Annotated in this window: 11 protein-coding genes and 1 tRNA gene; 10 read left to right on the top strand and 2 right to left on the bottom strand. The window is 68.5% G+C overall.

The features are described 5' to 3' along the window. Nucleotides 1-195: 195 nt before the first annotated feature. Nucleotides 196-1,545: a sensor histidine kinase gene (locus tag ACWD3C_RS23040; protein ID WP_451146744.1), complete on the bottom strand. Its 1,350-nt coding sequence runs from the start codon at nucleotides 1,543-1,545 to the stop codon at nucleotides 196-198. A gap of 167 nt (nucleotides 1,546-1,712) precedes the next feature. Here ACWD3C_RS23040 and ACWD3C_RS23045 point away from each other — a divergent pair, with 167 nt between their 5' ends. The 8 genes from ACWD3C_RS23045 (at nucleotide 1,713) to ACWD3C_RS23080 (ending at nucleotide 8,392) form a co-directional block, all read left to right on the top strand. Then, on the top strand, nucleotides 1,713-2,561 hold the full coding sequence (locus ACWD3C_RS23045) for a helix-turn-helix domain-containing protein (protein ID WP_451146746.1): 849 nt from the start codon (nucleotides 1,713-1,715) through the stop codon (nucleotides 2,559-2,561). Between the two features lie 27 nt (nucleotides 2,562-2,588). Then, nucleotides 2,589-2,660 (top strand) — tRNA-Gln (locus ACWD3C_RS23050). 117 nt (nucleotides 2,661-2,777) lie between these two features. Further along, nucleotides 2,778-4,226 (top strand): bifunctional UDP-N-acetylglucosamine diphosphorylase/glucosamine-1-phosphate N-acetyltransferase GlmU, encoded by a 1,449-nt coding sequence (glmU, locus tag ACWD3C_RS23055; protein ID WP_451146748.1) that lies wholly within the window; start codon nucleotides 2,778-2,780, stop codon nucleotides 4,224-4,226. Between the two features lie 108 nt (nucleotides 4,227-4,334). Continuing rightward, a complete protein-coding gene (locus ACWD3C_RS23060; RefSeq protein ID WP_451146750.1) occupies nucleotides 4,335-5,309 on the top strand; it encodes a ribose-phosphate diphosphokinase in 975 nt (324 codons plus the stop codon). Between the two features lie 196 nt (nucleotides 5,310-5,505). Beyond that, entirely contained in the window at nucleotides 5,506-6,096 is a 591-nt protein-coding gene (locus ACWD3C_RS23065) for a 50S ribosomal protein L25/general stress protein Ctc (protein WP_451146752.1), read from the top strand. 70 nt (nucleotides 6,097-6,166) lie between these two features. Beyond that, nucleotides 6,167-6,769, top strand: a complete 603-nt coding sequence (gene pth, locus ACWD3C_RS23070; protein ID WP_451146754.1) for an aminoacyl-tRNA hydrolase — start codon at nucleotides 6,167-6,169, stop codon at nucleotides 6,767-6,769. 117 nt (nucleotides 6,770-6,886) lie between these two features. Continuing rightward, entirely contained in the window at nucleotides 6,887-7,375 is a 489-nt protein-coding gene (locus ACWD3C_RS23075; protein WP_451146756.1) for a hypothetical protein, read from the top strand. A gap of 210 nt (nucleotides 7,376-7,585) precedes the next feature. Continuing rightward, the gene (locus tag ACWD3C_RS23080; RefSeq protein WP_451146758.1) at nucleotides 7,586-8,392 is read left to right on the top strand and encodes an LPXTG cell wall anchor domain-containing protein; all 807 of its coding nucleotides are present in this window, start codon (nucleotides 7,586-7,588) and stop codon (nucleotides 8,390-8,392) included. Between the two features lie 76 nt (nucleotides 8,393-8,468). Here ACWD3C_RS23080 and ppc read toward each other — a convergent pair whose 3' ends face one another. Next, entirely contained in the window at nucleotides 8,469-11,201 is a 2,733-nt protein-coding gene (gene ppc, locus ACWD3C_RS23085; protein ID WP_451146759.1) for a phosphoenolpyruvate carboxylase, read from the bottom strand. Between the two features lie 308 nt (nucleotides 11,202-11,509). On the opposite strand from ppc, the gene ACWD3C_RS23090 reads away from it, so the two are divergent. Next, a complete protein-coding gene (locus ACWD3C_RS23090; RefSeq protein ID WP_451146761.1) occupies nucleotides 11,510-12,562 on the top strand; it encodes an acyl-CoA desaturase in 1,053 nt (350 codons plus the stop codon). A 7-nt stretch (nucleotides 12,563-12,569) separates the two neighbouring features. Further along, nucleotides 12,570-13,235 carry a TetR family transcriptional regulator gene (locus ACWD3C_RS23095; protein WP_451146763.1) on the top strand — a complete coding sequence of 222 codons (666 nt, stop codon included), beginning with the start codon at nucleotides 12,570-12,572 and terminating at the stop codon, nucleotides 13,233-13,235. The last annotated feature ends 26 nt before the right edge of the window (nucleotides 13,236-13,261 follow it).

Consider the following 13,261-nt stretch of genomic DNA (forward strand, 5'->3'; position numbering starts at 1 on the left):
GCCGCCCACTCGGCTGGAAGCCACCCGAGCAGCAAGGCCGTTCACCCGCCCGGAAACCCGGACAAGCAGCCAAGGCCACCCACCGGACCGAAACCCCCGCACGAACAGCCGAGACCGACCCGTCCGCCGCAACCCCCGCACAAGCAGCCAAAGCCAACCCCTCCGCCGCACCCCCGCACGACCAACCGAAGCTGCTCACTCCGCCGGTATCACCGCCGACACCCGGAAACCCCCCGCATCCGTCGGCCCGGACACGAACACACCCCCGAGCGCGCTGACCCGCTCCTTCATCCCCACCAGCCCATTGCCCCCACTGGGCAACCGCACCGCGCCCGCCGCCCCGGACTCCGGCGGGCACTCGTTCTCCACCTGCATCGCGATCTCCGACACCCGATGCGCCAGCCGTACGTACGTCTTCGCCCCGGCCGCGTGCTTGTGGACGTTCGTCAACGCCTCCTGCACCACCCGGTACGCGGTCTGCTCCACCTCCGGCGCATACGACCGCGCGTCCCCCATCACGGACAGGTCCACCACCATCCCGGCGGCAGCCGACTGCCCGACCAACTCGTCCAGCTCCGCGAGCGACGGCCCGTCGGCCGCCTCGTCCTCCACCCGCGAAGCCGCGACAGCGGCGGCGACCCCCACGGCAGCGAGCGGCACGGACTCCTTTCGAACCGCACCAGCCCCGCCCCTGCCATTCACGCCATCCACCGCCTCCCCCGACCGCAACACGCCCAGCATCTCCCGCAACTCGGTCAGCGCCTGCCGCCCCATGTCCCCGACCATGGCCGCGTTCTTCACGGCCTTCTCGGGATCCTTCCGGGCCACGGCCTGCAGCGCGGCCGCGTGCACGACCATCAAGGACACCCGGTGCGCGACGACATCGTGCATCTCGCGGGCGATCCGCGTCCGCTCCTCGCCCCGGGCCCACTCCGCCCGCTCCTCCGCCCGCTCCGCCAGCAACTGAAGCTCCCGCTCCAACGAGTCCGCCCGCTCCCGCAGACTCTCCATCAACCGCCGCCGCGCGCCCACATACAGCCCGAGCAGCACCGGCGGAGCGACCAGCCCGATCGCGGTCACCAACGCGAGAAACGGCGCGAACCACGCCGGCCGCATCGCCGCGGTGTCCCCCCGCAGCACACCCTGATGCGCCTCCACGAACGCCACGATCAGCACACCGACGAACGCCATCCCCGACAACGCCCCGATGATCCGCCGGGGCACCTCGGACGCGGCCAGCGTGTACAGGCCGACGATCCCCATCAGGTACCCCATCTGCGCAGGCATGATCGCGATGGTCACCAGCACGACCGCCACGGGCCACATCCGGCGCACCAGCACCACCGAACCGGCCGCCACTCCGAAGACCGCCCCCACGGCCTCGGGCAGCCCCGCGGCCCTCGCGAACCGGACACCCTCCCACGCACACTCGACCATCGACACCAGCGCGAGCCCACCGTCGAGCACCGCGCCCCGCCAACGCCCCCACCACCACGGCCCGGCCCTGGTCCCGGCCCCTGTGCGGTCTTCCCCCGTCGTGGTCATGCCTCCAGCCTACGTTTGCCACCCCTGGCTTTTCCGGCGAGTTTCCCGTACTTGCCTACACCACGCTCCGCAATCGAACAGAAGCGAAACCGGCCGGTATCCCTCGAACTGCTGAACCGCACACCGTTCGACCCCGGAAGGGACCATTCCGGCCAGACGGTATGCCCATGGCACACGCACACGGCAAGTACGCCGACTTCGAGGGGCTGCGGGAACAGGCGGCCGCTTTGCGCCGCGCAGGCCTCAGCCGCCGCCAGATCCGCGACCGGCTCCACGTCGACAACAACGACATCCTCAACCGGCTCCTGGAGGGCGAACCGCCGCCCGAGTGGACCAAGCGCCCGAACGCCAAGGACGACCTGAGGGCAAGGGCACGAGAGCTCCGGCTCCAGGGCTGGACGTACGACCAGATCCAGGTGGAGCTGGGGTGCTCGAAGAGTTCGATCTCACTGTGGGTGCGGGATCTGCCAGCGCCGGAGCGCAGGCACCAACCCGACATGACGGCGGCCCGCCGCGGAGTGCAGCGTGCGGTCGAGACCCGCACCGTCGCGCGAGAGGAACTGCGGAACAACGCACTGGTCGAGATCGGGACCCTCACACCTCGCGAGTTGTTCCTCGTCGGTGTGGGGCTCTACTGGTCCGAGGGCTCGAAAGCCAAACCTGGTTCCCAGCACCGCGTCATCTTCGTGAATAGCGACCCGAACATGATCAAGGTATTCCTCGCCTGGCTCGACCTGCTCGGCGTCGAGCCAGAGCGTCGACGATTCTCAGTCAACATCCACGAGTCGGCCGACATCCCAACAGCCGAGGCTTATTGGGCCGACCGGGTCGGCATCAAGGTCGACAACCTCCTGAAGACCAGCCTCAAGAAGCACAACCCCAAGACCAATCGCACCAACACCGGCAAGGGGTACTACGGCTGCCTGCGAGTCGCCGTACTCAAGAGCGCCGACCTACACCGTCGCATCGAGGGCTGGTGGTGCGGCATAGTATTGGGTGTCCGCTCGACGGCCTGACCGAATGTCCGGTTTGGTCGAGTTTCATCCCCCGTGGTGTAATTGGCAGCACTGTGGCTTTTGGTGCCATCTGTCCGGGTTCGAGTCCTGGCGGGGGAGCTGTGCTCGGTTCGGGTCCTGACCTCTCGGTCAGGACCCGCTCACATTTCCCGCCCACAACACCCCGGTATCCTGCGGATGTCGACCCCCACCCATCCGAAGCCGAAGGGCACCCCCGTGAGCGCCAACCGCCCGGCAGCCGTCGTCGTACTCGCAGCGGGTGAGGGCACCCGTATGAAGTCGGCCACACCGAAGGTCCTGCACAGCATCTGTGGCCGTTCCCTCGTCGGTCATGTACTCGCCGCCGCGCGCGAGTTGGAGCCGGAGGAACTGGTCGTGGTCGTGGGCCACGCCCGGGAGACGGTCGCCGCGCACCTGACCGGGATCGACCCGGGGGTTCGGACGGCGGTGCAGGCGGAGCAGAACGGCACGGGGCATGCCGTGCGGATGGGCTTGGAGGAGCTGGGCGGCGCGGTCGAGGGGACCGTGGTGGTCGTCTGCGGTGACACTCCGCTGCTCACCGGCGAGACGCTCCAGCGCCTGAGCGCCACGCACACCGCCGACGGCAATGCCGTGACCGTGCTGACGGCGGAGGTTCCGGATGCGACCGGTTACGGCCGGATCGTGCGGGACGGGGCGAGCGGTGCCGTGACGGCGATCGTGGAGCACAAGGACGCGACCGAGGCGCAGCGGGCGATTCGTGAGATCAACTCGGGGGTGTTCGCGTTCGACGGTCGGTTGCTTGCCGATGCGCTCGGCAAGGTGCGGACCGACAACAGCCAGGGGGAGGAGTACCTGACGGACGTGCTCGGGATTCTGCGTGCGGCGGGGCATCGGGTCGGGGCTTCTGTCGCGGGTGATCATCGTGAGATCGCTGGGATCAACAACCGTGTCCAGCTGGCCGAGGCCCGCCGTATTCTCAATGACCGGCTGCTGGACCGTGCCATGCTCGCGGGGGTCACTGTCGTCGATCCGGCGACGACCTGGGTCGATGTGGCGGTGACGTTCGAGCAGGACGCGGTTGTGTATCCGGGTACGCAGCTCCAGGGCGCCACGCACCTGGGCGAGGGCGCGGAGGTCGGGCCCAACTCGCGGCTGAAGGACACGACGGTGGAGGCGGGGGCCCGGGTCGACAGCACGGTGGCCGACGGTGCGCATGTCGGGCCGCAGGCGAGTGTGGGGCCGTACGCGTATCTCCGTCCTGGTACCCGCCTCGGGCTGAAGTCGAAGGTGGGTACGTACGTCGAGACGAAGAACGCCTCGATCGGCGAGGGCACGAAGGTGCCGCACCTCTCCTACGTCGGTGACGCGACGATCGGTGAGTACACGAACATCGGTGCCGCGAGTGTGTTCGTGAACTATGACGGTGAGTCGAAGCACCACACGACGGTGGGGTCGCACTGCAAGACGGGTTCGGACAACATGTTTGTGGCGCCTGTCACGGTCGGGGACGGCGCGTACACCGCGGCGGGTTCGGTGATCACGAAGGATGTGCCGCCCGGTTCGCTGGCTGTGGCCCGTGGCCAGCAGCGGAATATCGAGGGTTGGGTGGCTCGTAAGCGTCCGGGGAGTGCGGCGGCGAAGGCGGCCGAGGCGGCTTCTCGGGAGGCGGAAGGCGAAAGCTGACCGGAAACAGGTGCGTCGGACTCGGCGTACCGTGATAGGTGCACATCCGCACCCCCGGCTGAGACGACCTCTCATGCCCAGCTGAGACACCTCTGAGGAGACAGTGCTGTGACCGGGATCAAGACGACCGGCGAGAAGAAGATGATGTTCTTCTCCGGCCGCGCCCACCCCGAGCTTGCCGAGGAGATCGCCCACCAGTTGGGTGTCGGGGTCGTCCCGACGAAGGCTTTCGACTTCGCCAACGGTGAGATCTACGTCCGCTACGAGGAGTCGGCGCGTGGTGCGGACTGCTTCCTGATCCAGAGCCACACGGCTCCGATCAACAAGTGGGTGATGGAGCAGTTGATCATGATCGACGCGTTGAAGCGTGCGTCGGCTCGTTCCATCACTGTCATCGTGCCGTTCTACGGTTACGCGCGGCAGGACAAGAAGCACCGTGGGCGTGAACCGATTTCGGCGCGTCTGGTGGCTGATCTGATGAAGACGGCGGGCGCGGACCGTATTCTCGCCGTCGATCTGCACACGGACCAGATCCAGGGCTTCTTCGACGGCCCTGTCGACCACCTCTTCGCCCTCCCCCTTCTCGCGGACTACGTGGGCGACAAGGTGGACCGCGGCAAGCTGACGGTCGTGTCCCCGGACGCGGGCCGGGTGCGGGTGGCGGACCGCTGGTGCGACCGGCTGGGTGCTCCTCTCGCGATTGTGCACAAGCGGCGTGACAAGGATGTCGCGAACCAGGTGACGGTGCATGAGGTCGTGGGTGATGTGGAGGGCCGTATCTGTGTCCTCGTGGATGACATGATCGACACGGGTGGCACGATCTGTGCGGCCGCGGACGCGTTGTTCGCGCATGGTGCGGAGGATGTCATCGTGACGGCGACGCACGGTGTGCTGTCCGGTCCGGCGGCGGACCGGCTGAAGAACTCGAAGGTGAGCGAGTTCGTCTTCACGAACACGCTTCCCACTGCGGGTGAGCTGGACCTCGACAAGATCAAGGTGCTGTCGATCGCGCCGACGATCGCGCGCGCGGTGCGTGAGGTGTTCGAGGACGGTTCGGTGACGAGCCTGTTCGACGAGCAGTAGAGAGCGCGGTAGAGATCGTTTTGGGTGCGGCCTCCCCCTCCGAGTAGACTGCTGAAGTTGCTCGGCGAGGGAGGCCGTTCCCATGTGGCTTCATATGGGGTACGGCGGTCCGTAATCGACGCGCTCTTCGTAGCAGGCCGTTCGTTTGGCCGGGTGACCACAGTCCCCCTTTTTCTTTCTACGAGGAGTGAAGAGCATGTCCGAGGTGAAGCTCGCCGCCGAGACGCGTACCGAGTTCGGCAAGGGTGCCGCCCGTCGTATCCGCCGTGACAGCAAGGTTCCCGGTGTTCTGTACGGTCATGGTGAGGCCCCGCTGCACCTGACGCTTCCGGGTCACGAGCTGCTGCTGGCGCTGCGTACGCCGAACGTCCTGATCGCGCTGGACATCGACGGCAAGACCAATGAGCTGGCGATCCCGAAGGCTGTGCAGCGTGACCCGATCAAGGGTTTCCTGGAGCACGTCGACCTGCTGCTGGTGAAGCGCGGCGAGCAGGTCAACGTCGACATCTACGTCCACACCGAGGGTGAGCTGGCCCCGGGCGGCAACCTGCTGGAGCACGTGCTGAACGCGCTGCCGGTCGTGGCCGAGGCGACGCACATCCCCGAGTCCGTCACGGTGTCCGTCGAGGGTCTGGCGGCCGGTGCCTCCATCCTCGCCAAGGACATCCCGCTTCCGTCGGGTGTCACGCTCGATGTCGAGGAGGACACGGTCGTCCTGCAGGTCCTCGCCTCGCAGGCGGAGGAGTCCGCGGGCGAGGGTGAGGGCGAAGAGGCCGCCGAGGCCTGATCCCTCACCGTCAACGTTTCGTCGGCCGCCGTTCCTGACGGGAGCGGCGGCCGACGCGTATGAAGGAGACATGCACGTGACGACCGAGGCGGGCGCCCCCTGGCTGATCGTGGGGCTGGGCAACCCCGGGCCCGAGTACGCGGCGAACCGGCACAACGTGGGCTTCATGGTGGCCGATCTGCTGGCGGAGCGGATCGGGGGGAGGTTCAAGCGGTCCGGGAAGGCGCAGGCGCAGGTGGTCGAGGGGCGGATCGGTGCGCCGGGTCCGGCGAGCCGTCGGGTGATTCTGGCCAAGCCGATGTCGTACATGAATCTGTCCGGCGGTCCGGTGAACGCGTTGCGGGACTTCTACAAGGTGCCGGTCGCCAATATCGTCGCGATCCATGACGAGTTGGACATCGATTACGGGATGCTTCGGCTGAAGCTGGGCGGTGGCGACAATGGTCACAACGGGCTGAAGTCGATGACGAAGGCGATGGGTTCGGACTATCACCGGGTCCGGTTCGGGATCGGGCGGCCTCCGGGGCGTATGCAGGTCGCGGACTTCGTGCTGAAGGATTTCTCGTCGGCGGAGCGCAAGGAGCTGGACTACTTCGTGGACCGGGCGGCCGACTCGGTGGAGTGTCTGGTGACGGAGGGGCTGGAGCGGGCGCAGAGCGCGTACAACTCCTGAGTCCCGTACAACTGCCGAGTTCAGCTCTTCGGATGCCGGCCGATGTACGCGCACAACTGGTGACTTGTCCCCCGCGTGAGTTGACCGGCCGCAGGACCATGGCCAAGGATCGCCGCCATGTCTTCTGCGGTCACCTCCTCTCGGGGCGCGCACGCCGCGCTGCGGTTCGGGCGGCTCGCGGTGATGGGTACGGTCGCGGTGTTGATCCTGATCGCGGGGGTGTGGGCCTCGTGGGGGACGGCGCAGCACGTGATGCTGGGCAAGGGGCGCGAGCGGGGCACGATGACGGTGGCGCGGTGCGGGGACGACGTGTGCACGGGTCCTTACGTGCCGACGTCGGTGGGTTCCCAGGCGCGTGAGCGGGTAGAGATCGGGCGGTTGGTGGCGGGGGAGCCGGGGCGGACGTACGCCGTGGCTGTGAAGCCGGGCAGTGGTGAGGTGGTGCGGACGGGGCCTGCGGGGCTTCTGTATGCGTGGGTGCCTCTGGGCGGTGCCCTGTTGCTGGCCTCGGTGGTTGTGGCGGGCGGGCTGCGGTTGAACCGGCTGGCGTGGGTGATGGGCGGGTCGGGGCTGGCGTTGATGACGGCGGCCTGGGTGGCGTTGTGACCTCCCCGTTCGGTTTTATTCGGCCTCATTCGGCCTTATGTAGGTAGAAAGCGCGTACGTTCTCCGATCGTTATCCGGGATCATTGCGACGTTGTGTGACACATGGGGCAGAAGTGCTGTTCAGCCACTTGACCTGATCTGGTCGTTCTCAGGATGCTGAGCCGCCGCCCCCCACGGCCAGCCCGTTTCCTGTGCCAGAGGTGTCTCTTCATGCGCAATCCCCGTGCCCGTCGGGCCGGCGGTGCCGTACTGCCCGCCGCTTGCTCCCTCGCTTCGGTGCTCCTTGTCGCGGGCGCCGCCGCTCCGGCGTTCGCCACCGGTGACGACACGTACACCGTGCAGCTGCGGCAGCAGCTCCCGCGTACCGCGACCACCGACGACGACGGCGCCGACCAGAAGAGCAGGGACGAGTGCCCGGGCGTTCCCGACGGGCAGGACGGCTGGCACTTCGTACTGCCGACGAAAAAGTCGGACTTCGTGAAGCTGACGGTGACGTTCGAGCCGGGCGGCGAGCAGGAGCTGACCGTCTTCGGTCCGCCCAACGACAAGCACGCCTATGTGTGGTCGGAGCCCGGCGCCGAGCTGACCTCCGCGGTCGCCGAGGTGCGCGGTGGCGACCTGGAGAAGTTCAACCTGTCGCACACCTGCCCGGTGACGGTGACGGACGACACGGAGACGGGCGGCTCCGACGACACCGACACCGACACTGACGCCGATGACACCGACGACTCGGACGACACCGACGAGACGGACGAGACCGAGACCGACACCTCCGCCTCGCCGACTCCCGGCACGAGCACCGAGCCGACCACGGAGCCGGACTCCGAGCCGACGGCCGGCGAGTCGGCCGACGAGGGCGCATCTCCGGCCGCGTCCCCCCAGGGTGACACCGGCGGTGACCTGGCCGAGACCGGCAGCAGCGCCCCGGTCGGCATCCTGTCCGCCGCCGCGGCCGCGCTCCTCGGCGCCGGTGGCTATCTGGTCTTCCGCCGCCGCAAGGCGGGCGCCCAGGGCTGAGCGCCTGAGGCCTGGACGAACGAACGGTGCCCCCATGGTCGTACGGCCATGGGGGCACCGTCGTGTTCAGGAACCGTCAGCCGGTGTTGCGCAGGCCCGCTGCCACGCCGTTGACGGTGAGGAGCAGGGCGCGGGAGAGCAGCGGGTCGGGGGTTTCGCCGGCGGTGGCGGCGTCGCGCTGGCGCTTGAGGAGGGTGACCTGGAGGTAGGAGATCGGGTCGAGGTAGGCGTCGCGGATGGCGAAGGTCTGCTGGAGGACGGGGTTGGCGTCCAGGAGCTGGGTCTCGCCGGTGATGCTGAGGACCTCGCGGACGGTGAGTTCGTGCTCGGCCTCGATGGTGGCGAACACGTGCTTCAGCTCATCCGGCACCAGGGTGTCGACGTAGTGGCGGGCGATGCGCAGGTCGGTCTTGGAGAGGGTCATCTCGACGTTGGAGATGAAGTTGCGGAAGAAGTGCCACTGTTCGTGCATCTCTTCCAGGACAGTGCCGAGGCCGGCCTCGCGCAGGGCCTTGAGGCCGGAGCCGACGCCGAACCAGCCGGGCACGATCTGGCGTGACTGGGTCCAGCCGAACACCCAGGGGATGGCGCGCAGTCCGTCCAGTCCGGCTCCGGAGTCGGGCCTGCGTGACGGGCGTGAGCCGAGGTGCAGGTCGGCGAGCTGGTCGACGGGGGTGGCGGCGAAGAAGTAGGCGGGCAGGTCGGGGTCCTCGACCAGGCGGCGGTAGGCGGCGTGGGCGGCGTCGGAGACGACGTCCATGGCCGCGTCCCAGCGGGCCAGCGCCTCCTCCGGCTGACGCGGCGCGGTGTGCAGGGCGGAGGCCTGGAGGGTGGCCGCGACCGTCAGCTCCAGGTTCTCCCGGGCCAGGGAGGGGATCAGGTACTTGTCGGAGATGACCTCGCCCTGCTCGGTGACCTTGACCTCGCCCTCCAGGGTGCCCCAGGGCTGGGCGAGGATCGCGTCGTGCGAGGGCCCGCCGCCACGGCCGACGGTGCCGCCGCGGCCGTGGAAGAGGCGCAGGCGTACGCCGTAGCGGTGGGCGACGTCGCGCAGGCGGCGCTGGGCGCGGTGGATCTCCCACTGGGATGTCGTGATGCCGCCGAACTTGGAGGAGTCCGAGTAGCCGAGCATGACCTCCTGCACGTCGCCGCGCAGCGCGACCAGCCGCCGGTACGACGGGTCCGCGAGCATGTCCTCCAGGATCGTGTCCGCGGCCTTCAGCTCGTCCGTCGTCTCCAGCAGCGGCACGATGCCGATCTTGGCCCAGCCGGCGTGGAGGTCGATCAGGCCGGCCTCGCGGGCGAGGACGGTGGCGGCGAAGACGTCGTCGGCGCCCTGGCACATGGAGATGATGTAGGACTCGATGACCTCGGGGCCGAAGACCGCCAGGGCCTTCTTGACCGTCTCGAACACGCCGAGGGTCTTCTGTCCGGCGGCGTCGAGGGGGGCGGGGGTCGGGGCGAGGGGGCGGCGGGAGCGGAGTTCCTTGGCGAGGAGCTTGTGCCGGTAGTCGCGGGGCATGTCCTCGTACCGCCAGGACTCCTCGCCGAGGCGGTCGAAGAGCTGGCCGAGGGCGTGGTGGTGGGCGTCGGCGTGTTCGCGGACGTCCATGGTGGCGAGCTGGAGGCCGAAGGCGGCGAGGGTACGGATGGTGCGGTCCATGCGGCCGTCGGCGAACAGGCCGCCGCGGTGTTCGCGCAGGGAGGTCTGGATGAGCGTGAGGTCGCGGAGCAGTTCGCCGGTGCCGAGGTAGTCGCGGCCGGGCTCGTGTGCGGTGCCCTTGGCCAGGCGCTGCTTGGTGTTGGCGAGCTTCTGCCGGATGCAGGTGGCCTTGAGCCGGTAGGGCTCCTCGGCGTTGAGGCGCTTGTAGCGGGGGCTGATCTCGGGGAGGGCTTCCAGGTCGGCCTGGAGGGAGGTCAGGAGTTCCTCCGTCGCGCCCGTGTAGCGGATGGAGTTGGAGAGGAAGCCGCGGAGTTCGTCGATCAGTTCGAGGGCGTCGTTGATGCCGTGCTCGTGCTGGAGGATCAGGACTTCCCAGGTGACCTCGGGGGTGACGTTCGGGTTGCCGTCGCGGTCGCCGCCGATCCAGGTGCCGAAGGTGAGGGGGCGGGTGTCGTCCGGGAGGGTGACGCCGACGCGCTCCAGCTCGGCGGTGAGGTCCTCCAGTACGTCGCCGACGGCGCCGGCGTGGAGTTCGTCGAGGTAGTAGATGGCGTTGCGGGCCTCGTCGGCGGGTTCGGGGCGTACGACGCGCAGCTCGTCGGTCTGCCAGACGAGGTCGATGTTCTCGGCCAGGCGGGTGTCGTAGCGGCGGCGGTCCGCTTCGATGACGGGGGTCTCCAGCAGGGCGGCGATGCGGCGCAGCTTGTTCAGCACCGAGCGGCGGGCGGCCTCGGTGGGGTGGGCGGTGAAGACCGGGCGGACGTTGAGGTGCTTGACGGTTTCCCGCAGGTGCTCGGGGTCGGCGTCCTTGAGCCGGTCGGCCGTACGGGAGAGGAGTCCGCCCTCGGCGGCGCGCTTGGCGCGCAGTTCGCGGCCTCGGTGGACCTGTTCGGTGACGTTGGCGAGGTGGAAGTAGGTGGAGAAGGCGCGGACCAGCTTGCCCGCTGTCTGGAGTTCGGTGCCGCGCAGCAGCTCGGCGGCGGCCTCGCCGTCCTCGCGGGTCAGGCGGCGGACCCGTTCGACCAGGTCCAGGAGCTCGGGGCCCTCCTGCCGGACGAGGGTCTCGCCCAGCAGATCGCCCAGGCGCCGGATGTCGGCGCGCAGCTCGCTGCTGACCGTGGTGGTCTGGTCGTCGGCACTGCTCACAGGTGCGGCTCCTTGCAGTGTTGAAGCTCGTCTGGGAGGGAACCCGGGTTCCGGTCGGGCGGCGGGCCCTACGGGAATCCGCTTAGGGACCGGGCATCCGGGCAGAAATCAGAGCGGACCGCGCTGTCCGACCGATTCCAAGGATAGGTGTCCATGCGGACGCGCAGGCTCTCGGGCTCTTGCCGCAGAGCAACGCACTGCCATACTTACGATGCCGTAGGTTACGGAACCGTAGGGAACCCGGAGGTTCCGACCGGCCGTTGCCCCAGGCATCTGCCTCCACCCTCGACCCCACAGGGGACGCCCCCATGACCACAAGTTCCGATGTGATCGACGACGCCCCGAAGTCGAACGATTCCCAGACATCCAAGACATCCCAGACGTCCCGGGCCGCCTCCGGTGCACCCACGCCCTCGGCGACGCTGGGCGGCGAGCAGAAGCGTTCGATCGAGCAGATCACCCTGCTGCTCTTCATCACCGTTCCGTTTCTGGCGCTGGTCGCGGCGGTGCCGCTGGCCTGGGGCTGGGGAGTGAGCTGGCTGGACCTCGGTCTGCTGGTCTTCTTCTACTTCCTGGGCTGCCACGGCATCACGATCGGCTTCCACCGTTACTTCACGCACGGTTCCTTCAAGGCCAGGCGGCCGCTGCGGATCGCGCTCGCCCTCATGGGCTCGCTGGCGGTCGAGGGGCCTCTCGTCCGCTGGGTGGCCGACCACCGCAAGCACCACAAGTTCTCCGACGCGGAGGGCGACCCGCACTCGCCGTGGCGGTTCGGCGAGACGATCCCGGCGCTGATGAAGGGCCTGTGGTGGGCGCACGTCGGCTGGATGTTCGACGAGGAGCAGACGCCGCAGGACAAGTACGCGCCGGACCTGATCAAGGACGGGGCGATCCGCGCGATCTCCCGCCAGTTCATCCTGTGGACGGCCGTGTCGCTGGCGCTTCCGCCCCTGATCGGCGGTCTGGTGACGATGTCCTGGTGGGGGGCGTTCACGGCGTTCTTCTGGGGTTCGCTGGTCCGGGTCGCGCTGCTGCACCACGTGACGTGGTCGATCAACTCGATCTGCCACGCCGTCGGCAAGCGCCCGTTCAAGTCGCGTGACCGTTCGGGCAACGTGTGGTGGCTGGCGGTCCTGTCCTGCGGCGAGTCGTGGCACAACCTGCACCACGCCGACCCGACCTCGGCGCGGCACGGTGTGGAGCGCGGCCAGCTGGACTCCTCCGCGCGGATCATCCGCTGGTTCGAGGCGTTCGGCTGGGCGTACGACGTGCGCTGGCCGTCACGCTCGCGTATCGATTCGCGCCGTATCACGGGCAAGGCGCCCTCCCGGCGCAAGAAGGAGACCGCCGACGCGGCATGATTGACGGGTGGCGACCGACTCCAGCAACACCCCTGGCAACGAGAAGCCGCGGCGGGCCCGCCGCACCCGGATGACAGGCGCCGAAAGACGCCAGCAGCTTCTTGAGGTCGGTCGAACCCTCTTCGCCGCCAAGGGCTTCGAGGGCACGTCGGTGGAGGAGATCGCGGCCAAGGCCGGCGTCTCCAAGCCGGTGGTCTACGAGCACTTCGGCGGCAAGGAAGGGCTGTACGCGGTCGTGGTGGACCGCGAGATGCGCCGCCTGCTGGACATGGTGACGAGCTCGCTGACGGCGGGCCATCCCCGTGAACTGTGCGAGCAGGCGGCCTTCGCCTTGCTGGACTACATCGAGGAGTACACGGACGGCTTCCGCATCCTCGTCCGCGACTCCCCGATTCCCCAGTCCACGGGTTCGTTCGCGTCCCTCATCTCGGACATCGCCACCCAGGTGGAGGACATCCTCGGCCGCGAGTTCAAGAGCCGCGGCTTCGACCCCAAGCTCGCCCCCCTCTACGCCCAGGCCCTGGTCGGCATGGTCGCGCTGACCGGCCAGTGGTGGCTGGACGTACGCCGCCCGAAGAAGGCGGAGGTGGCGGCGCATCTGGTGAACCTGGCGTGGCACGGGCTGGACGGGCTGGAGCAGAGGCCGCGGTTGATCGGGCATCGGAAGAGCTGACAGCCACTCGAAGTGATGAACCTAGT

It is taken from the genome of Streptomyces sp. NPDC002845 (assembly GCF_053591955.1).

Bases quoted from the DNA above. Each gene is read 5' to 3' on its own strand.
- ACWD3C_RS23080 (WP_451146758.1), top strand. From the start codon at position 7,586: ATGCGCAATCCCCGTGCCCGTCGGGCCGGCGGTGCCGTACTGCCCGCC.
- ACWD3C_RS23065 (WP_451146752.1), top strand. From the start codon at position 5,506: ATGTCCGAGGTGAAGCTCGCCGCCGAGACGCGTACCGAGTTCGGCAAG.
- ACWD3C_RS23045 (WP_451146746.1), top strand. From the start codon at position 1,713: ATGGCACACGCACACGGCAAGTACGCCGACTTCGAGGGGCTGCGGGAA.
- ACWD3C_RS23040 (WP_451146744.1), bottom strand. From the start codon at position 1,545: ATGACCACGACGGGGGAAGACCGCACAGGGGCCGGGACCAGGGCCGGG.
- ACWD3C_RS23090 (WP_451146761.1), top strand. From the start codon at position 11,510: ATGACCACAAGTTCCGATGTGATCGACGACGCCCCGAAGTCGAACGAT.
- ACWD3C_RS23075 (WP_451146756.1), top strand. From the start codon at position 6,887: ATGTCTTCTGCGGTCACCTCCTCTCGGGGCGCGCACGCCGCGCTGCGG.
- pth (WP_451146754.1), top strand. From the start codon at position 6,167: ATGCACGTGACGACCGAGGCGGGCGCCCCCTGGCTGATCGTGGGGCTG.